This is a genomic window from Microbacterium sp. GCS4, from assembly GCF_001262495.1.
GTDB lineage: Bacteria > Actinomycetota > Actinomycetes > Actinomycetales > Microbacteriaceae > Microbacterium.
Genome location: NZ_LGYE01000001.1, coordinates 605,741 through 626,355, shown reverse-complemented (window position 1 = coordinate 626,355; position 20,615 = coordinate 605,741). Strand labels below are relative to the sequence as shown.

Below are 20,615 nucleotides of genomic sequence, written 5' to 3'. Positions count from 1 at the left end.
GGCGGCCTCCGGCGTGGCGGGGACTGCGCACGCGCGTCGTGATGACATAGAATGGACGCGGTCGTCACCGATCTCCCGCTGCAATCGCGCATCGATGTCGACCGGTACTGCAGTCCGCACGGTCCTGGCTCGCGCCACACGCGGACATCGAGAACGGCTTCGCATCATGGGGATGCAGGGCCTTCACGCTCAGGAGGAGCATGCCGACCACGGCAACCGCCGCCACGCGGCGCAAGAAGACATCCCGTCGCGACGATGAGGCGCCCCTCATCCCGATCCTCGCGCGCAAGGTGCGCGAGATCGAGGCGAAGTCGCAGCGAGGCAAGCTCGGCCCGACGAACCGGGTCAAGTTCCAGGTGATCGCGTTCCTGGTGCGCGAGGAGCGCGCCAGGGTCAAGGCGGATGCCGAGATCGCCGACGCCGCGCGCGCCGAGCTCCTCAAGCGTCTGGACGGGGTCGCGACGATCCTTGCGAAGACCGCTGCGCGCGACACCTCGCTGATCCAGCTGCTCGAGGCCGACCAGGCCACCTCGCCTGTGGCCAAGCGCATGCGTCGCGACTGGTTGCTCGAGTCCGGCGCGGAGCTCGCTCCCGAGGAGCTCATCATTGCGGACATCGCGCCCATCCAGGTGCCGGTCGTGCCCGCCGCGATCGCCGAGCGGCAGGTCACTCCGCCGTCGGTCGAGGCGCGTCAGCTCGCGAACCCGTTCCTTGCGCCCGATCTGACGCCGCGCGCCACCACGACTCCGCGTCGCCGGCTCGACGGGTGGGAGCTCATGGGCCCGCTCTACAAGGCGTTCGAGTCGGGAGCCGGTGGCTCCGCAGCCAGCATGGATCTCCCGCCCGCGCCCGAGTTCGACCACCTGTCGCCCAAGGGCCTCGAGGTCATGGTGCACCAGTCGCGCTTCCTCGAAGCGGTCCGGGAAGGGCACCGCAGCTTCCTCCTCGCGGACGAGCCCGGGCTCGGCAAGACGGCGCAGTCCGTGCTCGCCGCGTCGGTCGCGGGCGCGTACCCGCTCCTCGTCGTGGTGCCGAACGTGGTCAAGATGAACTGGGCGCGCGAGGTCGAGCGCTGGACGCCCCAGCGCCGCGCCACCGTCATCCAGGGCGATGGCGACGACATCGACGCCTTCGCCGATGTGTTCATCGTGAACTACGAGATCCTCGACCGGCACATGTCGTGGCTCGCTTCCATCGGGCTGCGCGGCATGGTCGTCGACGAAGCGCACTTCATCAAGAACCTCAGTTCGCAGCGGTCGCAGAACGTGCTGTCGCTCGCCTCGCGGGTGCGGGAGCGCACGCCGGGCGGCAACCCGCTCATGCTCGCCCTCACCGGGACTCCGCTCATCAACGACGTCGAGGACTTCGACGCGATCTGGCGTTTCCTGGGGTGGACCACGGGGGAGAAGCCCGGGCCCGTGCTCATGGAGAAGCTCGACGCGACGGGTTTCACGCCTGCCGACAAGGCCTTCTATCCGGAGGCGCGTGACGCCGTGATCTCGATGGGGATCGTGCGCCGCAAGAAGAAGGACGTCGCGGCAGATCTCCCCGACAAGCTCATCGCGGATCTGCCGGTGCAGCTCGACGACGAGTTCGGGCGCAGCATCCGGCAAGCGGAGCGCGAGCTCGGCGAGCGTCTCGCGGCGCGGTATCGGCGCATCATCGAGGCGCGCGGCGACCGCGGCCTCGCTCCGGGGGAGATCGACGACGACATCGTCCGCCTCGTGGCGCAGAACGAGCTCGAGGAGTCGAAGGCGGCGGGAACGGGCGGCGACAACGTCTTCACGATGGTGCGCCGGATCGGACAGGCCAAGGCCCAGCTCGCCGCGGACTATGCGGCTCAGCTGCAGCGGTCGGTCGGAAAGGTGGTGTTCTTCGCGAAGCACATCGACGTGATGGATCAGGCAGAGGCGCACTTCGCCGCCGCCGGCATCCGCTCGGTGTCGATCCGCGGAGACCAGACCTCGGCCGCGCGCCAGCAGGCGATCGACGACTTCAACGGCGATCCCGAGGTGGGCATCGCGGTGTGCTCGCTCACCGCCGCCGGTGTGGGACTCAACATGCAGGCAGCGTCGAACGTCGTGCTCGCCGAGCTGTCGTGGACCGCGGCGGAGCAGACGCAGGCGATCGACCGCGTGCACCGCATCGGTCAGGACGAGCCCGTGACGGCGTGGCGCATCATCGCCGCTCACACGGTCGACACGAAGATCGCCGAGCTCATCGACCAGAAGCAGGGGCTCGCAGCGCGGGCCCTCGACGGGGAGACGACCGATGACGCTGCGGCCGAGCCCGTGCAGCTCGGTGCTCTGATGCACCTGCTGCGCGAGGCTCTGGGCGCGGCCTGAGCGTCGCGAGCAGCTGACTCGGCCACGGAAGTCGGCGTCAAGAATTCAGATTCTTGACGCCGATTTCTCGTCTCGGATGTGAATCGGGTGAACTTCTGCCGATTCGTCTCGATTCGGCGGCAAGATCGGCTGTTTTCACCGTCTCGAATGGCGGATGCTCGCTCCCGACCGCTAGTGTCGATCGCAGGCAGAGTCGCCTTTCCCCCTGTTCCCGAATCCCTCTGAGGCAAGCATGAAGATCGGCATCCTGACGAGCGGCGGCGACTGCCCCGGACTCAACGCGGTCATCCGCGGCATCGTGCTCAAGGGCACCACGACCTACGACCTCGAGTTCGTCGGCATCCGTGACGGATGGCGCGGCGTCGTCGACGGCGACTTCTTCCCGCTCACTCGCCACGAGGTCAAGGGACTCTCGAAGGTCGGCGGCACGATCCTCGGAACCAGCCGCACCAACCCCTACGAGGGCGAGCGCGGCGGCGCGGAGAACATCGCCAAGACCCTGTACGGGCACAAGATCGACGGCATCATCGCGATCGGCGGCGAGGGGACGCTCGCGGCGGCGGACCGCCTCGCGAAGGACGGCATCAACGTCATCGGCGTGCCGAAGACCATCGACAACGATCTACGGGCCACCGACTACTCGTTCGGCTTCGACACGGCGGTCAACATCGCCACGGACGCGATGGACCGCCTGCGCACGACCGGCGACTCGCATCAGCGCTGCATGGTCGCCGAGGTCATGGGACGGCACGTGGGGTGGATCGCCCTGCACGCCGGCATGGCCGCGGGCGCTCACGCGATCCTCATCCCCGAGGTCCCGCAGACGCTCGAAGAGATCACGGCGCTCGTGACGAGCGCTCATGACCGCGGCCGCGCCCCTCTGGTCGTCGTGTCCGAGGGATTCAAGCTGCAGGGCATGGACGAGGCCTACAGCGACAAGGGGCTGGATGCCTTCAACCGCCCGCGGCTGGGTGGCATCGGCGACCGGCTCGCCCCCGAGATCGAGCGTCTCACGGGCATCGAGACCCGCGCGACGATCCTCGGCCACATCCAGCGCGGTGGATCGCCCTCGGCCTTCGACCGCGTCCTCGCGACGCGCCTCGGCCTGCATGCTGCCGATGCCATCGTCGACGGCGCGTGGGGCCAGATGGTCGCCATGCAGGGCACCGACATCGTGCGGGTCCCCTTCGCGGAGGCACTCGGCGAGCTCAACACCGTCCCGCGCAGCCGGTACGACGAAGCCGCCGCGCTGTTCGGCTGAGCGGGGCGCGGGGTGCGGGCGCGTGCGGAGGTGATCACGCCGGCGTAGGGGGATTCGACCTGGATCCTCCTACCTTCGCGCGATCGCCTACCTCGTTGCACCCGTCAGCGCAGTCTCGACCGATGAAGCCCCTGTGCGATGGCGGTGAGCACGGTCGCCTGCACTTCGTCCGGAGTGAAGAGCAGTTGGTGGAAGTCGAACCGCAGCGTGGTGTAGCCCCGTAGCACCAGGCGTGCGTCGGCGCGGATGTCGCGTCGTCGATCGCGAGCCGCGCTGTGATGGGCGAACCCGTCGATCTGCACGGCCAGGGAATCGCCGATCAGGCCGTCGAGAGGGTGACCGTCGATCCACACCTGCTGTCGGACGGTGACGCCGATCTCGCGCATGAGCCAGACGAATCGCGTCTCCAATCCGGAGTCCGACAGGGAGGACGCAACGGCGGCCAGGCTATCGGCGCGCGCTGATCGCCACCGCACGCGCGCGAGTTCGACGTCGGTGATCCGCTGCAGATGCAGGGCAGACTCCCACACCGCAAGGGCGTCGGCCGGTTCGAGGCAGCGGGCGACATGGAACAGCACGTTCAGGAGAGGCTCCTCGGCGGACCTCGACGGCACGGGTATCGGCCCGCGCGCCCAGTGATTCGTCACATCCTCGCCTCGATTGCGGGATGCCGTGGCCGGGACGGCGATGTGCACCGAGTCCATCGCCGGGGTCCACAGCCCTAGCTCGAGCGCGGCCGTGACGCAGGTGATGCGTCCGCCGCCCGCCGCCGCACGTCGCCGGGCCTGCGAGCAGGTCGGGTCGATGAGCCAGGAGCGTCGCACTCTTACGAGATGCCCGCTCGCGACGGCGCGGCGAATTGTCGCGTCGGTGAATCCGGCATTCCGAAGGGCCGTGCTGTGGGCGACGCCGTTCCGGCTCCGCATCCATGTCGTCAGTCTGTCCACACGCACCAGGATGGGCGGTCCACGGTCACCGGCCAGACCGCTGACGCACGGGATGGGGACACTCGACGGAGACCTCGTGATGTGGAGGGCGAGTCGAAGCGCAAGGGAGGTAGGTAAACGCGCGGAGGGAGGACGATCTTGCGTGAATCGTCCTCCCTCCGCGCGATCGCCTACCTCATCGCGCAGGGCGGAGGGAAGGGACGCGGATGCCGTCAGGCGAGGCCGACCGTGTCGAGGAGCCAGGCCAGCTCGAAAGCCCGCTCCTTCCACGAGTTGTACCGACCGCTGACGCCGCCGTGGCCGGCGACCATCTCGCACTTGAGCAGCACGTCCTCCGCGCCGGCCTCGCGCAGCGCCGCGACCCACTTCGCGGGTTCGACGTAGGCGACGCGCGAGTCGTTCAATGAGGTGACGGCGAGGATCCGCGGATAGGTCGAACCGTTGCCGATGTTCTCATAGGGCGTGTACGACTTCATGTACGCGTACACGTCGGGGTCGTGCAGCGGGTCGCCCCACTCATCCCACTCGATCACGGTGAGCGGCAGCGAGGGGTCGAGGATCGTGGTCAAGGCGTCGACGAAGGGCACGGCCGCGAGCACGCCGGCGAAGAGCTCCGGGGCCAGGTTCGTGATCGCGCCCATCAGCAGACCGCCGGCGCTGCCGCCCTCGGCGACCAGGCGCTTGGGCGTCGTGACGCCGCTCGCGACGAGATGCTCGGCGCAGGCGACGAAATCCGTGAACGTGTTGCGCTTGTGCAGCAGCTTGCCGTCCTCGTACCACTGACGACCCATCTCGCCACCGCCGCGCACGTGCGCGACGGCGAAGACCACGCCGCGATCCAGCTCCGACAGGCGCATGACCGAGAAGCCGGGGTCGATCGAGTGCTCGTAGGAGCCGTAGCCGTAGAGGTGCACGGGGCGGGGTGCGTCGCCGGGCTCGCCGAACGACCGCTTCCAGACCAGGGAGATCGGCACCTGTGTTCCGTCGGACGCCGTCGCCCACGTGCGCCGCTGGTCGTAGTCCTGCGGTTCGTAGCCGCCGAGCACCGTCACCTGCTTGCGCAGCACGAGCTCCCGCGTCGCGAGGTCGAGCTCGTACACCGTGCCGGGAGTCACGAAGGACGTGTAGCCGAGGCGCAGGAACGGCGAATGCCACTCCGGGTTGCCGCTCACGCCGGCCGAGTACAGCGGCTCGTCGAAGACGACGTCCTCGACGGCATCCGTGGAGTAGTCGAGCAGTCCGACGCGCTCGAGACCCTCACGGCGGTACTCGACGGTCGCGAAGTCACGGAACGCGTCCATGCCGAGCAGGCGTCGGCCCGGCTCGTGGGCCAGCACGACGCGTCGGTCGCCCTGCGGATCGTCCGCGCGGACCGATACGAGCTCGAAGTCCAGGGCGCCATCGTTGTGCAGGATGAACAGGCGATCCTCGCCGTCGACGATCGCGTGCTCGAGCGAGTACTCCACGCCCTCGCGTCGCGGCCAGACCATCTGCGGCTCCGCTGTGAGGTCACCGGTCAGGTCGACCAGACGCTCCTCGCTCGTGACGCTCGATCCGACGGCGATCACGAGGTAGCGGCGGCTGCGGGTGATCCCGGCACCGAGCCAGAACTTCTCGTCGGGTTCATGGAAGAGCTGCACGTCGTCCGCGACGGGTGTGCCGAGGCGATGCAGCCACAGGGCGTCGGGACGCCACGCGTCGTCACGGGTGGTGTAGAGCACGCCGGTGCCGTCGGGGGTGAAGAACGCCCCACCGGTGTTCGGGATCTCGTCGGGGAGCGTCTCGCCGCTCTCTAGGTCGCGGACGCGCACCGTGTAGAGCTCGTCGCCCTCGAAGTCGGTCGACCAGAGCAGCTTCGTGGCGTCGTCGGAGGTGTCGAACGCTCCGAGCGAGAAGAACTCGTGCCCCTCGGCCTCGGCGTTGCCATCGAGCAGCACGATCTCGCCGGGAACGGGCACCCCGGGCTCCAGCACCGGGGGAGTCCAGTCGTCCTCTGAGGCCGCCGTGCGGCAGTGGATGCCGTATTGCGAGCCCTCCTCGGTGCGGCTGTAGTACCACCACGCGCCGCGACGGGTAGGCACGGAGAGATCGGTCTCCTGCACGCGGCCCTTGATCTCCTGGAACAGCGTCTCGCGCAGGTCGGCGAGCCCCGCGAGCTCGGAGTCGGTGTGAGCGTTCTCGGCCTCGAGATGCGAGATCACCTCGGGGGAGTCCTTGTCGCGCAGCCACTCGTAGGGATCGTCGAACGTGTCGCCGTGATGAGTGCGGAGGGCGGAGCGGCGGGCGGCGATCGGAGCATCAGTCACCCGCTCCACGCTAGTCCAGGTCGAGTTGACCGTCACCCGGCAGGGTGGGAGGATCTACCGGGGCCGGTTAACGGAAGTCAAACCCACGGTGAACTCTTCGTTCATCACGTCGATCCCGTCGACACCTCCTTCTTCCCGACGACCGAAAGAGAACGGTGGAAACCGCAGTCCTCATCGTCGTGCTGGTGATCGCGCTGGCACTCTTCTTCGACTTCACCAACGGGTTCCACGACACCGCGAACGCGATGGCCACCCCCATCGCCACCGGTGCGTTGAAGCCCAAGACGGCCGTGCTTCTCGCGGCGGTCCTGAACCTCGTCGGCGCTTTCCTGTCGACCGAGGTGTCCAAGACGGTCTCGCACGGGATCATCCGCGAGGACAGCATGCAGGGAGAGCTGTTCCTCCCGATGATCTTCGCGGGACTCATCGGCGCCATCACGTGGAACATGCTCACCTGGCTGCTCGGTCTGCCGTCGAGCTCCTCCCACGCTCTCTTCGGCGGTCTGATCGGCGCCACGCTCGTGGGCGTCGGGGTCGCCGGCATCGACTTCGGGATGGTGCTGTCCAAGATCATCCTCCCGGCGCTGATCGCTCCGCTCACCGCCGGGATCATCGCGTTCGCAGCGACGAAGATCGCCTATTCGATCACTCGTCGGTACGACGGCAAGCCGGATGGACGCGACGGCTTCCGCTGGGGACAGATCTTCACCTCTTCGCTCGTGGCGCTCGCGCACGGTACCAACGACGCGCAGAAGACCATGGGCGTCATCACCCTCGCGCTGATCGCCGTCGGCTGGCAGAACAGCGAGCAGGCCGATCCGTACCTCTGGGTCATCATCGCCTGCGCCGTCACGATCGCGCTCGGCACCTATCTCGGCGGCTGGCGCATCATCCGCACCCTCGGCAAGGGACTCACCGAGGTCAAGCCCGCGCAGGGGTTCTCGGCCGAGAGCTCGACCGCGGCCACGATCCTCGCCTCCAGCGCCTTCGGCTTCGCCCTGTCGACCACGCAGGTCGCCTCGGGCTCGGTCATCGGGTCGGGTCTGGGCCGGCGCGGCTCGACGGTGCGCTGGCGGACCGCAGGGCGCATCGCGATCGGCTGGGTGCTCACGCTCCCCGCCGCCGGCGCCGTGGGGGCGATCGCCGCGCTTCTGGTCACCTGGCTCGGCAACTGGGGCATCGCGATCGACGCCGTCCTCGCGCTCGCCGTGATCGTCGGTCTGTTCCTGCGTTCGCGCAAGGATGCCGTGACGCACGCGAACGCGATGAGCGACGTCGCCGAGTCCGGTCTCGCGGTCGACCTCCCCGACACGCCCCCGCCGACGCGACGCCAGCAGCGCATCGCCGAGGCCAAGGCCGAGGCGAAGGCCCGAGCCGAGGCGCGCGAGCAGGCGAAGACCAAGGCCAAGGCCGACGCGAAGGCGAAGTCCGAGGCCAAGGCGAAGGGCAAGGGCGATGCGAAGGGCAAGGGGAAGCCGCAGGGCGGCGTCTCCGCGACGAGCGGGTCGCCTGCCGATGAGGAGGGATCGAAGTGACTGTCGCCATCGACTGGGAGGCGTTCGCGCTCGTCTTCATCGCCGCACTGCTCGGAGCCTGCGCCGTGGTGACCTTCTATGCGACGGGCCTTCGGCTGCTGGTGCGCAGCGGGCGCGCGCCCGTCGTGAGCCCCGCCGAGTTCACCGACGCGATCACGGTCGTGACCGAGAAGGAGCTCAAGCGGGCCGCGAAGCAGGCGGCGAAGGCGGCGCGCAAGAGCCCGCTGACCGAAGGACAGAAGCGCCTCGCGCTGGTCGGGGCGTATGCGTGCTTCGCGCTGTGCGCGGCAGCGGTCGTCGTCGGCATCCTCATCATCGTGGTGGGTCACTGAGGCAGACCGGAGTCGCGTCCGGTGGTCAGCGGAGCAGACCCGCCACCAGGTCGTCGATGATCTCGTCGGTCGAGGTCTCGGGGTCGATCGGCGTCGTGAGCCGGTCGAGCAGGAGTCCGTCGATCGCATAGTGGAACAGTGCGATCTCGCGGCGGCCCCCGGGCAGCCCCGCCGAGGCGTTGAAAGCCACGTCGCCCTCGAAGCCCGCGCGCTGCCATGCCCCGAGGAGAGCCGCGACCTCCGGACGACGACTGCTCTCCAGGCGCAGCTCGAACAGGGCCATCGTGACGTCGGGATCCGCGGTGAGTCGCCGCACGATGTCCCGCAGGTAGTCCGCGAACAGCGCGGGACTCGGGGAATCAGCGGCTCGGCGCGCGAGGTCGTCCTCTGTCGGGGCGAGCCGCTCGCTGATGCGGTCGACCAGCCCTTCGATGAGGGCATCGCGGCTGCGGAAGTAGTTCGAGGTCGTGCCGACGGGGAGCCCGGCTCCCTGGTCGATGGCCCGGTGGGTGAGCCCTCGGGACCCCTCTGAAGCGAGCACGCTCAGCCCGGCATCCGCGATCGCCCGGCGCCGCGCCTCGTTCTTGGCCATCCCCGCACTCTATCCGAAGCACTACAGCTGATGTGATCGCGGGTGCGCTGCGCGACCTAGGCTGGGGACATGACCGCGCCCTCCGAGAGCGAGTACGTGTTCGGACGCCACCGTCCGGCATCCCACGTGGTGGTGCACGTGAGCGATCCGCACTTCCTGGCCGGCGGCGCCAGACTCGGTGGCCGCTACGACGTCGAGTCGACGTTCGCGCGCACGCTCGACGCGATCCGGGCCGTTCATCCGAGCCCCGCGGCCATCGTCGTCACCGGCGACCTCGCCGACCTGGGGGAGCCCGACGCCTACCGACGCCTCCGTGACGCCGTCGAACCTGTCGCCGAGGAACTCGGCACGGTCGTGGTGTGGGTCGCCGGCAACCACGACGAGAGGCCGGCGTTGCGGGAGGGACTGCTCGACCTGGCTCCGACCCAGGAACCGGTCACCGGCGTCTGGGATCTCGACGGACTGCGCCTGATCGCCCTGGACTCGAGCGTCCCCGGCTGGCACCACGGCGATCTCGACGAGGCTCAGCTGACCTGGCTCGCCGAGATCCTCCGCGAGCCGGCCCCGCACGGGACGCTCCTCGCGATGCACCACCCGCCGCTCCCGAGCCACCTTCCGCTGTTCGACATCCTCGAACTGCGACACCAGGACGAGTTGGCCGACGTGATCCGCGGCACCGACGTGCGCGGCATCCTGGCCGGGCACCTGCACTACTCCTCGCACGGCACGTTCGCCGGCATCCCCGTGAGCGTGTCCTCGGCGACGTGCTACACGATGAACGTCGCTCGACCGGCAGCCGAGGTCAACGGGATGGATGCCGCGCAGGCCTTTCAGCTCGTGCACGTGCACCCCGACACGATCACTCACACGGTCGTACCCGTGGTCGACGCACCCACCGGCACCTTCTTCTCCGAGGAGTGGCTGGACAGGATGGCGCGTCTCGGCCCGGACGGGCGCCTCGAGGCGTTCTCGCGCAAACGGTGACGCGCGGTCGTATCCCGGTCGACGCATACGCGCGGGCGTAGACTTGTCGCATCCCCCGCTTCACACACTCGCCACTACCCACAAGGATGTGACATGGCTTCTGCCGCGCCCGCACTGACCCGTACCGAGACCGATTCCCTGGGGAGCATGGAGATCCCGGTCGACGCGTACTGGGGGATCCACACGGCTCGCGCCGATGCGAACTTCCCCATCACGAAGCGGCCCATCTCGGTGTACCCGGACCTCGTGATCGCGCTCGCGATGGTCAAGCAGGCCAGTGCCAGGGCGAACCGCCAGATCGGCGTGCTCGACCCGGAGCGTGCCGACCTGATCGACCGCGCCGCGCAGCGGGTGATCGACGGCGAGTTCCACGATCAGTTCACGGTCGGCGTCATCCAGGGCGGCGCGGGCACCTCGACGAACATGAACGCGAACGAGGTCATCACCAACATCGCGCTCGAGATGGCCGGCCGTGAGAAGGGCGACTACGCGTTCCTCTCGCCGATCGACCACACCAACCGCAGCCAGTCGACCAACGACGTGTACCCGACCGCGGTCAAGATCGGTCTCTCGCTCACGCTGCGCTCGCTGCTCGAAGAGCTCGACCTGCTGCGCGTGTCGTTCCTGCACAAGTCGCACGAGTTCCACGACGTGCTCAAGGTCGGCCGTACGCAGCTGCAGGATGCCGTGCCGATGACGCTCGGACAGGAGTTCCACGGCTTCGCCACAACACTCGGCTACGACCACACGCGCCTCACCGAGAACGCCTCCCTCATGTTCGAGATCAACATGGGCGCGACGGCCATCGGCACGGGCATCACGACCCACATCGACTACGCCCCGGCCGTGCTGAAGCACCTGCGCGAGATCACCGAGCTCGACCTCGTCACCGCCGGCGACCTCGTCGAGGCTACGAGCGACACGGGATCGTTCATGTCGTTCTCCTCGACGCTCAAGCGCAACGCCATGAAGCTGTCGAAGATCTGCAACGACCTGCGCCTGCTGTCGTCAGGACCGCAGGCCGGGTTCGGCGAGATCAACCTCCCGGCGATGCAGGCAGGTTCCAGCATCATGCCAGGCAAGGTCAACCCTGTGATCCCCGAGGTCGTCAACCAGGTGGCGTTCGCGGTCGCGGGCGCCGACATGACGGTCACGATGGCCGCCGAGGCCGGTCAGCTGCAGCTCAACGCGTTCGAGCCGGTCATCGCGCACTCGATCTTCCAGTCGATCACCTGGATGCGTCAGGCCATGTGGACGCTTCGCGTCAACTGCGTCGACGGCATCACGGCCAACCGCGACCGCCTCGGCGCGATGGTGGGCGCATCGGTCGGCGTCATCACGGCGCTCACGCCCTTCATCGGCTACGCCGCCGCGGCCGCACTCGCGAAGACCGCGCTCCTGACGAACCGCAACGTCGCCGACCTGGTGGTCGAGGCGGGGCTGATGTCGCGCGACGAGGTCACGAAGCAGCTGTCCCCGGCACGTCTCTCGGGTCTGGAAGCCGTGACGGCGGCGATCCCGGTCATCACTCCCGAGGATCTGATCGAGATCTGATCTCGATCAGAGGAGAACATGCAGAACGGCCCTGGCGATCCGCCGGGGCCGTTCCGCATGCACGCGCGTCAGTCGATGACGCGGCAATGGGTCGTGAGCTCGCCGATGCCGTCGATGCCGACCGTCACGACCGAGCGGTCGCGCAGGAAGATCTGCGGGTCGCGCGAGTAGCCGGCCCCACCGGGGCTGCCCGTGGAGATCAGCGTGCCCGGCAGCAGCGTGAGCGACTGCGACAGGTGGGCGATGAGCGTGGCGACCGAGCGCACCATCTGGTCGGTGCTCGCGTCCTGAACGGTCTGGCCGTCGACCACCGCCCAGATGTGCAGGTCCTGCGGGTCGGCGATCTCGTCGGCCGTCACCGCGAAGGGCCCGGTCGGCGTGAAGCCGTCGAACGACTTGCACCGCGACCACTGCGCCTCGGAGAACTGCACGTTGCGCGCCGTGATGTCGTTCACGACCGTGTAGCCCCAGACATACGAGAGGGCGTCCTCCGCCGAGACGTCCTTGGCCGGTGTGCCGATGAGCACGCCCAGCTCCGCCTCGTAGTCGACGGCTTCGCTGAGTGCGCGCGGCCACGACGTGGTCTGCTCATGGCCGGTGAGCGAGTTGGGCCAGAGGGTGAAGACGGTCGGCGCTGCATCCGTCTTGAGCCCGAGCTCGCTGGAATGCGCAGCGTAGTTGAGTCCGACGGCGAGCACAGCCGGGGGAGCGATCACTGCCGACGCGAAGCTCCAGCCGTCCAGAGGATGCCGTGTGGCCGCGCCGTCCGCGAGAGCGGCGCGCAGGGCGTCGAGGGCCGGTGCGCCGCGCTCGATGAGCTGCTGCAGGGTCGCCGGAGCATCGGGGAGGAGATCTGAGACGAGGATGGCGTCGGTGCCGTCCACGACCGCGAGATTCGCGGCAGGGGAGTCGGCGCGACGCAGATGAGCGAACCGCATGTCTCTACGGTATCCGGTGCCACGTGCTCGGCGCTGGAGGAAGTCGCCAGAGCCCGGCCGAGTTGATTGTTGCCAATATGCTGTCGCTATGAGTTCCGGAGGACCGTCGCAGCCATCGCCGTACACGCCGCCGCCCGCTCAGCGGCCCGCGGGACAGCAGCCCGGGTCTGGGCAGTCGGGATATCCGCAGCAGCCGCCGGCGCCGGCGCACCCGCAACAGCCGGCGTCAGCGCCGAGCTACGGGGCGCAGCAGTACGCGCAGTCCGCCTATACGCCCGCCGCGTTCTCGCAGCGCCCGGCGTACGCCTCGGTGCTCGCGCAGCCCACTCCGTACTCGCCGCCCGCACCCGTCGCTCCGTCGCCGTCGCAGGGACTGCCGGCCCTGCCCGCGGGCAAGCGCGGCGGGCGCATCGCCCTCGGCATCCTCTTCGTCTTCCTCGGGCTGCTGCTGCTCGCGCTCGTCGCCTACTTCGGACTGGCCCTCGGGGCGCTGGCGTCCGTGGTCGGGCTCGTGCTCGCGCTCATCCCGCTCACGGCGGTGTTCCTGGTGGTGCGGATGATCGATCGCTGGGAGCCCGAGCCCAAGTCACTCGTGTTCTTCGCGATCGCCTGGGGTGCGATCGCCGCCGTCGGTCTCACGCTCCTCGTCGACCTCGGTCTCACGATCCTCTTCGGGGTTCGGGGCGAGGTGGCCGGAGCCGTCGTCCAGGCTCCGATCGTCGAGGAGCTGTGGAAGGGCGTCGGCGTCTTCCTCATCTTCCTGATCGCACGCCGTTCCTTCGACGGCCCGATCGACGGCGTCGTCTACGGCGCGCTGGTCGGTGCGGGCTTTGCCTTCACCGAGAACATCCAGTACTTCGCGATCAGCCTCATCGAGGGCGGTGGCCAACAGCTCACGGTGACGTTCATCCTGCGCGCGATCATGTCGCCGTTCGCACACGCCATGTTCACCTCGCTCACCGGTCTCGCGATCGGTCTCGCCGCACGTCGCGGCGCGTCGGCGGGCACGGCGATCGGATTCGGCCTCCTCGGGATGCTCGGAGCGATGTTCCTGCACGGGCTGTGGAACGGCTCGTCGTTCGCGAACTTCTTCCTGCTGTACTTCGTCCTGCAGGTGCCGCTGTTCGTGGGGTTCATCCTCGGCGTCGTCGCTCTGCGGCGGGAAGAGGCCCGACTCACCCGGGCCCGGCTCGGCGACTACGCGGCGGCCGGCTGGTTCACGCCCGAGGAGGTCACGATGCTCGCGACCCCGGCCGGACGCAAGACGGGGCTCCGCTGGGCGGCACAGCTGCGCGGGGATCGACGTCCTCTCATGCGCGAGTTCATCAAGGACGCCACGACCCTCGCGGCGGTCCGACAGCGGGCGATCACCGGACGCGATCCGATGGTCCCGGCGGAGGAGCAGGCGCTGCTCGTGCGGACCAGGGCCGCCCGCGCGGCGCTGCTGGCGTACTGAGGAGGCCGGACCATGACCACGTTCATCCTGCTGCACGGCGGAGGCGACGTGGGGTGGTCCTGGCACCTTGTCGCCGCGGCCCTCCGGCGCGAGGGGCACGAGGTCTTCGCCCCCGACCTCCTGGCCGACGATGACTCCGCCACGCTCGACGACTACGCGGATGCGGTCGTCGCGGAGGTGGGTCCGCTCCGTGGAGGGCTGGTCGTCGGGCATTCGTTCGGAGGCTTCACCGCGCCGCTCGTCGCGGACCGCATCGGAGCGGACGTGCTGGTGCTGCTCGCGGGCATGATCCCGAGGCCGGGTGAGCGACCCGAGGACCGGTGGGAGAACACCGGGTATGGCGAGGCCGCCGCTGCGCAGGCGGCAAGAGACGGTGGCCTCACCGGGAACGAGGACCCCCTCGTGAGCTTCTACCACGACGTGCCGCGGGAACTCGCCCTTGAGGCGATCAGCAGGGAACGCGCGCATCCCTCGACGGCGGCCATGGAGACGCCGTGGCCGTTGGCCGCGTGGCCGAGCATCCCGACCGAGTTCATCGTCTGCACGCAGGACCGCTTCTTCCCGCCCGAGTTCCTCCGCCGCCTGGCCGCCGACCGACTGGGCGTGGTCGCCGACGAGATCGACGGGAGTCACTGCGTCGCGTTGAGCAGGCCGGAGGAGCTCGCGCGGATGCTCAAGGGGTACGCGGTCACGCATGGCCCGTCCGCATCCGCTCGATCGTGACATCGGCGCCGACAGCGGCCGGGGACAGACTCAGCGCCCGGTGCTGCGGCGATGCCTGCATGTCTCCCGGGCGCTGAGTTGGTCTACGACCAGGGTGCACCCGTGTCCAGCGGGTGTCAAGACCCTCAGCCCCGACCCCGCCGTTCGGAGGTGTTCGCTCTGAGCAGGTCCGACCGCGTTGACCCGGCTCACGGGCTCCGGTTGGATGGATGCCATGACTGATCGCACGAAGCCTGAGTTCGACGCCCCCACCGCACCCGCTCCCTCCGAGCTCGTGATCCGCGACCTCATCGAGGGCGACGGAGCCGAGGCGAAGCCCGGCGACACCGTGACCGTCCACTATGCGGGGGTCGAGTTCGAGTCCGGCGAGGAGTTCGACTCCTCGTGGGGGCGCGGCGAGACCATCCAGTTCCCGCTGCGCGGCCTGATCCAGGGCTGGCAGGACGGCATCCCCGGCATGAAGGTCGGCGGGCGCCGCGAGCTCGTGATCCCGCCGCACCTGGCGTACGGTCCTGCCGGCGGCGGGCACTTCCTCTCCGGAAAGACCCTCATCTTCATCATCGATCTCGTCGCGGTCGGCTGAGTCGCCGCACGAATCGCGCACGGCGCCGCATCCGCTCGGATGCGGCGCCTTCGTCGTCGAGGAAGAAAGTCCGCATTCAGGGGAATACATGCAAGTGCATGTAAGTTATCTCCCGTGACGCCGCGCGAGCGGTCCACCTTCCTGGTCGCACGATGCGACTGACGTCTTCAGAGGAGCACCACATGACCATTGACATCCCCGGTTACCGTCCCGGCACCTACGTCCTCGACCCCGCCCACAGCGAGGTCACGTTCAGCGTCCGCCACATGATGATCTCGAAGGTGCGCGGCACGTTCGGCGTCAAGAGCGCCACGCTCACCGCGCCCGAGAACCCGCTCGACACCACGGTCGAGGCCAGCGTCGACGTGACGTCCGTCGACACCAAGGACGAGGGTCGCGACCAGCACCTGCGCTCGGCCGACTTCTTCGACACCGAGAACTTCCCGACCATGGACTTCGTCTCCACGGGCGCACGCGCCGAGAACGGCGAACTGTACGTCGACGGCGACCTCACCATCCGCGGCATCACGAAGCCCGTCACCTTCGAGGTCGACTTCGGCGGCTTCGGCTCCGACCCGTGGGGCAACTACAAGGCCGGCGCCTCGGCGAAGGCCGTCATCAACCGCGAGGACTTCGGCCTCACCTGGAACGCTGCGCTCGAGACCGGTGGTGTGCTCGTCGGTAAGGACGTCACGATCAACCTCGACCTCCAGGGAGCCCTGCAGCAGGACGCCTGACCTCGGCGGATCGCGTTCGAAGAGCCCCGTCCCTCTCGAGGGGCGGGGCTCTTCGTCGTCCGAGCCGCGAACTCAGGGCGCCGAACTCAGGCCTCCGGGCTCTCCGCGTCATAGGAGCGGAAGCGCGGGCTGCGGGCCGCGAGGAAGGCGACGAGGGCGATCACCAGGAATCCGCCGAGCAGGGGCGGGAACCAGAGCGTCGTCAGCGAGGCGAGAGCTCCGGCGTAGAGCGCGCCGAGCCGTGGTCCTCCGGCGACCACGACGATGAACACCCCCTGCAGGCGCCCGCGCATGGTGTCGGGCACCGCGGCCTGCATCATCGTGTTCCGGTAGATCGAGCTGACGTTGTCGGATGCTCCGGAGACGGCGAGAGCGATGCACGCGGCGACGATGAGCGCGATGTTCGCGGTGCTCTCCGACACGGGTGCGGAGAACGCCCCGATCAGCAGCACGACGCCGAACAGCAGGATCGCGGCCCCGTACACCTCGACGGCACGAGCGATGCCTCGGCCGTGCCAGCGATACTGGACCACGCGCCCCGAGAACAGGCTCGAGGCGAAAGTACCGACCGCGACCGAGGCCGTGAGCACGCCGGTGGTGACCGCGCCGCCGCCCAGCAGCAGAGTGCCGAGCGCCGGGAACAGCGCCAGCGGCTGCCCGAAGGTCATCGCGATGATGTCGATCACGTACTGCATCCGGATGTTGCTCGCACGGCGCAGGAAGCGCCAGCCATCGACGAGAGACGCCAGGCCGGGACGCACGATGTCCCCCTCCGGGCGCAGCGCAGGCAGCGTCCAGAGGCCGAGGAACATCGACAGCATCAGCACGACATCGATCGTGTAGGTCCACCCGTAGCCGGTGAGCGCCACCAGGATGCCGGCGAGCGCGGGACCGGCCATGACCGTGAGGCCGAAGGCCACGCCGTTCAGGGCCGAGGCGGCCGCGAGCATGTCGCGCGGTATCAGGCGGGGGACGATCGCCGTGCGCGTGGCCATGCCGACGGAGTTCGCGGCGGAGTTCACGATGCTGAGGACGTACAGCCACCAGATGGTCTCGGCCCCGGACCAGGTGAGTGCGGCGAGAAGGGCGGTCGAGAGGAACGTCACGGTCGCGGCGACCAGGGCCACGCGGCGGCGGTCGAAGGCGTCGGCGAGCATCCCGCCGTAGAGTCCCGCGAGCACCATGGGCACGAGCCCCGCGACGGCGATCATCGAGACCGCGAAGGTGCTGCCGGTCAGCGCGAAGACGTGCAGCATGACCGTGACGATCGTGAGCTGGCCGCCGATCCCGGCGAGCGAGGAGCCGATCCACATCCGGGCGAACGCGGGGCTCGCCTTCAGGGGGCTGAGGTCGATGAGATGGCCGCGAGCGCCGCTCACCGGTCGTGCCTGTCGTGCATCCTCCGAGCGTATCCGAGCGTCAGGGGAGCCGGGCGCTGGCGCGGTTCTCAGCGTGCGTGATCACTGGTAGACTCGTCAGGTTGCCGTTCGATCGGCCGCGGATAAAGAGAGCCCACGCATCAGGCGTCGGGCGCCGCGCAACAAGCAGAGAGGGGATCGAATCTATGGCACTGGAAGCAGACGTCAAGAAGGCGATCATCGAAGAGTACGCGACGCACCCCGGTGACACCGGATCCCCCGAGGTGCAGGCCGCGATGCTGACGCAGCGCATCAAGGACCTCACCGAGCACCTGAAGGAGCACAAGCACGACCACCACTCGCGTCGTGGCCTCTTCCTGCTCGTGGGTCAGCGCCGTCGTCTGCTCGGCTACCTCCAGAGCGTCGACATCGAGCGCTACCGCTCGCTGATCGCACGCCTGGGTCTCCGCCGATAACGCAGAGCGCCCCCGCGTACAATCGCGCAAAACATTCTTGAGAGGGCCGCCCCACGGTGTGGGGCGGCCTTCGGTGTGTCCGGGGTTGATCCGGTCCTGACTTTCCGTTAGGAAAGTAGAGAGCTTTCCGTCAGGAAAGCGAACGGGGGAGTGATGGATCAGAAGCCGGTCGCGGGACAGGACCCACTCGAGCAGCCGGATGCCGGCATCGCGCAGCGGTTCCTCGACGAGGTGGATGCCGTCGCCGAGCGCCGAGACCGGACAGTCGATCGCCGGGCGCTCGCATGGCTCCAGATCGCGAACACCGCGGTCCTCTCGGTGTATCTGCTGGTCTTCTCCACGCTGCTCCGCTCGGAGGGCGGACTCGCGCAGGTTCTCGTCTTCGCCTTCCTCGTCTGGGGGCAGATCTCCTCGGGGATGGCGCAGCGTTGGGGCATACAGCGCCGTCTCACCCGCTCGCGGTGGCCCCTCTTCGTCGGAGGTGGCATCCTGGTGGCGATCGCCTTCGGGCTGATGCTCGCTGCGGTGTTCGTCCCGTCCTTCCCGGTGGTCCCCGTCTACGTGTCGATCGGATTCTTCGCGCTGAGCTTCGGAGGCTACGGAGTGGCGGGGCTGATCCGCGCCCGCCGCGACCCGCGGCCGCAGGCCTCGCCACGTGTGCCGCTCGATCCGGCCGCGCGGTGGGGCACCATCCTCGTCGGCGCGGCCTTCGGAGCACTCGTCGCTCTCGCGGGTGCGCCCGACGACGTCCTGAGGGCGATCCTCCTGCTGTTCGTCGTCCTCGGGATCGCGGTCTGGCTCTTCGCCTCGGGCACGGAGCTCGGGCTGTCGGAGATCGGAGCGGTCTGGCGCTGGCCGCACGTCCTCACCGTCGCCGTGGCAGGAGGTGCCCTGGTGGGCGTCGTGCTCCTCGATCTGGGTGCCCGCGGGCTGTCCTCGGTCGCGGTGGCGCTCGGCGCGGTCGTGCTGGCGGTGTTCGTCGCCGTCTCGTTCGTGCAGGGATACGCGCGCCGTGGCTGACGGCACGCGGGCACCCCACCCGCGCACCCGACTGGACGACAACTTCGCCTCGCCCATCCGCTTCTCGATGCTGGCGTCGCTCGGCGAGGGCATCGAGCTCGACTTCGTCACGCTGCGGGAGATCCTCCAGTGCGGCGACTCCCCGCTCAGCAAAGCCATCGCTCACCTGCAGGCGGCCGGTTACGTCATCGCACGAAAGGCGTCGGCGGGGACGCGGCAGCGCACATGGGTGCGATCGACGCGCGCCGGGCGTGATGCCTTCGCGGGACACCTGCAAGCGCTGCGGGAGATCGTGGCTCTCGGAGACGGCCCCGCTCTGTGACGCCGCGACCTCAGGAGGGCTGACCCACCAGGTCCGGGTGGTGGATCGCCGCGACGTCAGGGTGCGCCCGCAGACGCGACTTCATCGCGTTCTCTCCGTAGGTGGCGTGGATCGGGTTGCTCGGATCCTCGGTGATGCCGGTGGCCTGCGCTGCGAGGTCGGCGGGGAGTTCGAGGAGCGGCAGCTGCTGGTCGAGTGCGGGGTTGAAGAAGAACGGGATGGAGATGCGCTCCTCGGGTGCCTTCGGCGAGATGACGCGGTGGTTCGTCGCCTTGAGGTAGCCGCCGGTCGCGTACTCCAGCAGCTCGCCGATGTTCACGACGAACGCACCGGGAACGGACGGGGCGGAGACCCACTCTCCGTCGCGCTCGACCTGCAGGCCGCCCTTGCCCGGCTCGACCCAGAGCAGCGTCAGCACGCCCGAGTCCTTGTGCGCGCCGACGCCCTGCTGCGGCTCGGGTTCGTGCGTTCCCGGGTAGCGGACTATCTTGATGAGCGTCGAGGGATCGCGGAACGACTCGTCGAAGTACGTCTCCTCAGCGCCGAGCGTGAGCGCCCACTCGCGCAGGAGCCTCCGGGCGATCTCCGTGAGGGTGTCGTGCCACTCCGTCACGATCTCCTTGAGCTCCGGCTGTGCGTCCGGCCACAGGTTCGGCCCGGTCAGACGGTTGAAGGCGGGACCTCCCTCGACGGGCTCGCGCTCGGGACCGATGTCGATCTGCTCGCGCCAGTCGACCTTGCCCTGCGTGCGCTCGCCTCCGACGCGGGTGTAGCCGCGGAAGTGCGGGCTCTTCACGTTCTCGATCGCCAGCTTGTCGGCCTCCGGCAGCGCGAAGAAGTCGATGGCGGCCTGGTGCAGCCGGGCCTCGAGCTCGGGGGAGATGCCCGTGCCGGTGAGGTAGAAGAACCCGACGTCGTGCGTCGCGGCACGCAGGTCGTCGCGGAACTGCGCCGCGGCCTCGGGGCCGGCGTCGAGCTGGGACAGGTCGAGGATGGGGAGCGAGAGATCAGCCATGACCCGAGCGTAAATCGGTCGTACCGCGGGCGGGCGAGTGTTGCGTCGGATTACCCGGGAGCCGTCGCGGAGCATCCGGTCGAAACATTCCGCGCGCTGGTGCTAGAGTCTCCCTTCGGTAAGGGATGCCT

19 protein-coding genes are annotated in these 20,615 nt (G+C 68.9%); 13 read left to right on the top strand and 6 right to left on the bottom strand.

Features of this window, described 5'->3' with window-relative positions:
- The first annotated feature begins 200 nt into the window (after window positions 1-200).
- Window positions 201-2,345, top strand: coding sequence for a DEAD/DEAH box helicase (locus tag AKH00_RS03175; protein WP_050721242.1), 2,145 nt, complete (start codon window positions 201-203; stop codon window positions 2,343-2,345).
- 232 nt (window positions 2,346-2,577) lie between these two features.
- Window positions 2,578-3,606 (top strand): ATP-dependent 6-phosphofructokinase, encoded by a 1,029-nt coding sequence (locus AKH00_RS03170; RefSeq protein ID WP_050721241.1) that lies wholly within the window; start codon window positions 2,578-2,580, stop codon window positions 3,604-3,606.
- Window positions 3,607-3,710: 104 nt separating this feature from the next.
- Here the strand turns inward: AKH00_RS03170 and AKH00_RS03165 are convergent, their stop codons facing one another.
- On the bottom strand, window positions 3,711-4,532 hold the full coding sequence (locus AKH00_RS03165) for a DUF559 domain-containing protein (RefSeq protein WP_050721240.1): 822 nt from the start codon (window positions 4,530-4,532) through the stop codon (window positions 3,711-3,713).
- A gap of 233 nt (window positions 4,533-4,765) precedes the next feature.
- Entirely contained in the window at window positions 4,766-6,859 is a 2,094-nt protein-coding gene (locus tag AKH00_RS03160; RefSeq protein ID WP_050721239.1) for a S9 family peptidase, read from the bottom strand.
- A gap of 155 nt (window positions 6,860-7,014) precedes the next feature.
- Between AKH00_RS03160 and AKH00_RS03155 the strand changes: the two genes are divergently transcribed.
- Both AKH00_RS03155 and AKH00_RS03150 read left to right on the top strand, forming a co-directional pair.
- The gene (locus tag AKH00_RS03155; protein ID WP_050721238.1) at window positions 7,015-8,394 is read left to right on the top strand and encodes an inorganic phosphate transporter; all 1,380 of its coding nucleotides are present in this window, start codon (window positions 7,015-7,017) and stop codon (window positions 8,392-8,394) included.
- The gene (locus tag AKH00_RS03150; RefSeq protein ID WP_050721237.1) at window positions 8,391-8,726 is read left to right on the top strand and encodes a hypothetical protein; all 336 of its coding nucleotides are present in this window, start codon (window positions 8,391-8,393) and stop codon (window positions 8,724-8,726) included. Before AKH00_RS03155 ends, AKH00_RS03150 begins: the two co-directional genes overlap by 4 nt.
- 25 nt (window positions 8,727-8,751) lie before the next feature.
- Here the strand turns inward: AKH00_RS03150 and AKH00_RS03145 are convergent, their stop codons facing one another.
- Window positions 8,752-9,318 (bottom strand): TetR/AcrR family transcriptional regulator, encoded by a 567-nt coding sequence (locus AKH00_RS03145; RefSeq protein ID WP_050721236.1) that lies wholly within the window; start codon window positions 9,316-9,318, stop codon window positions 8,752-8,754.
- 69 nt (window positions 9,319-9,387) lie between these two features.
- Here AKH00_RS03145 and AKH00_RS03140 point away from each other — a divergent pair, with 69 nt between their 5' ends.
- On the top strand, window positions 9,388-10,302 hold the full coding sequence (locus tag AKH00_RS03140; RefSeq protein ID WP_050721235.1) for a metallophosphoesterase: 915 nt from the start codon (window positions 9,388-9,390) through the stop codon (window positions 10,300-10,302).
- 93 nt (window positions 10,303-10,395) lie between these two features.
- On the top strand, window positions 10,396-11,856 hold the full coding sequence (locus AKH00_RS03135) for an aspartate ammonia-lyase (protein ID WP_050721234.1): 1,461 nt from the start codon (window positions 10,396-10,398) through the stop codon (window positions 11,854-11,856).
- 68 nt (window positions 11,857-11,924) lie between these two features.
- Here the strand turns inward: AKH00_RS03135 and AKH00_RS03130 are convergent, their stop codons facing one another.
- Window positions 11,925-12,794, bottom strand: a complete 870-nt coding sequence (locus AKH00_RS03130) for a fumarylacetoacetate hydrolase family protein (RefSeq protein WP_050721233.1) — start codon at window positions 12,792-12,794, stop codon at window positions 11,925-11,927.
- A gap of 88 nt (window positions 12,795-12,882) precedes the next feature.
- On the opposite strand from AKH00_RS03130, the gene AKH00_RS03125 reads away from it, so the two are divergent.
- The 4 genes from AKH00_RS03125 to AKH00_RS03110 all read left to right on the top strand — a co-directional run bounded on the left by AKH00_RS03125 (window position 12,883) and on the right by AKH00_RS03110 (window position 16,293).
- Complete coding sequence (locus AKH00_RS03125; protein ID WP_082297370.1) at window positions 12,883-14,250, top strand: PrsW family intramembrane metalloprotease; 1,368 nt, start codon at window positions 12,883-12,885, stop codon at window positions 14,248-14,250.
- 12 nt (window positions 14,251-14,262) lie between these two features.
- On the top strand, window positions 14,263-14,973 hold the full coding sequence (locus AKH00_RS03120) for an alpha/beta fold hydrolase (RefSeq protein WP_050721231.1): 711 nt from the start codon (window positions 14,263-14,265) through the stop codon (window positions 14,971-14,973).
- 214 nt (window positions 14,974-15,187) lie between these two features.
- Window positions 15,188-15,556 carry an FKBP-type peptidyl-prolyl cis-trans isomerase gene (locus tag AKH00_RS03115; protein ID WP_050721230.1) on the top strand — a complete coding sequence of 123 codons (369 nt, stop codon included), beginning with the start codon at window positions 15,188-15,190 and terminating at the stop codon, window positions 15,554-15,556.
- A gap of 182 nt (window positions 15,557-15,738) precedes the next feature.
- Window positions 15,739-16,293, top strand: coding sequence for a YceI family protein (locus AKH00_RS03110; protein WP_050721229.1), 555 nt, complete (start codon window positions 15,739-15,741; stop codon window positions 16,291-16,293).
- An 86-nt stretch (window positions 16,294-16,379) separates the two neighbouring features.
- Here AKH00_RS03110 and AKH00_RS03105 read toward each other — a convergent pair whose 3' ends face one another.
- Complete coding sequence (locus tag AKH00_RS03105) at window positions 16,380-17,672, bottom strand: MFS transporter (RefSeq protein WP_050721228.1); 1,293 nt, start codon at window positions 17,670-17,672, stop codon at window positions 16,380-16,382.
- Between the two features lie 185 nt (window positions 17,673-17,857).
- Here AKH00_RS03105 and rpsO point away from each other — a divergent pair, with 185 nt between their 5' ends.
- The 3 genes from rpsO to AKH00_RS03090 all read left to right on the top strand — a co-directional run bounded on the left by rpsO (window position 17,858) and on the right by AKH00_RS03090 (window position 19,469).
- Window positions 17,858-18,127 (top strand): 30S ribosomal protein S15, encoded by a 270-nt coding sequence (gene rpsO, locus AKH00_RS03100; protein ID WP_017203073.1) that lies wholly within the window; start codon window positions 17,858-17,860, stop codon window positions 18,125-18,127.
- A 153-nt stretch (window positions 18,128-18,280) separates the two neighbouring features.
- Window positions 18,281-19,147 carry a hypothetical protein gene (locus AKH00_RS03095; RefSeq protein WP_050721227.1) on the top strand — a complete coding sequence of 289 codons (867 nt, stop codon included), beginning with the start codon at window positions 18,281-18,283 and terminating at the stop codon, window positions 19,145-19,147.
- Entirely contained in the window at window positions 19,140-19,469 is a 330-nt protein-coding gene (locus AKH00_RS03090; protein ID WP_050721226.1) for a transcriptional regulator, read from the top strand. The genes AKH00_RS03095 and AKH00_RS03090 overlap by 8 nt, the downstream gene beginning before the upstream one ends.
- A 10-nt stretch (window positions 19,470-19,479) precedes the next feature.
- On the opposite strand, the gene AKH00_RS03085 is transcribed toward AKH00_RS03090, so the two are convergent.
- Window positions 19,480-20,484, bottom strand: coding sequence for an isopenicillin N synthase family dioxygenase (locus AKH00_RS03085; RefSeq protein WP_152926094.1), 1,005 nt, complete (start codon window positions 20,482-20,484; stop codon window positions 19,480-19,482).
- Between the last annotated feature and the right edge of the window lie 131 nt (window positions 20,485-20,615).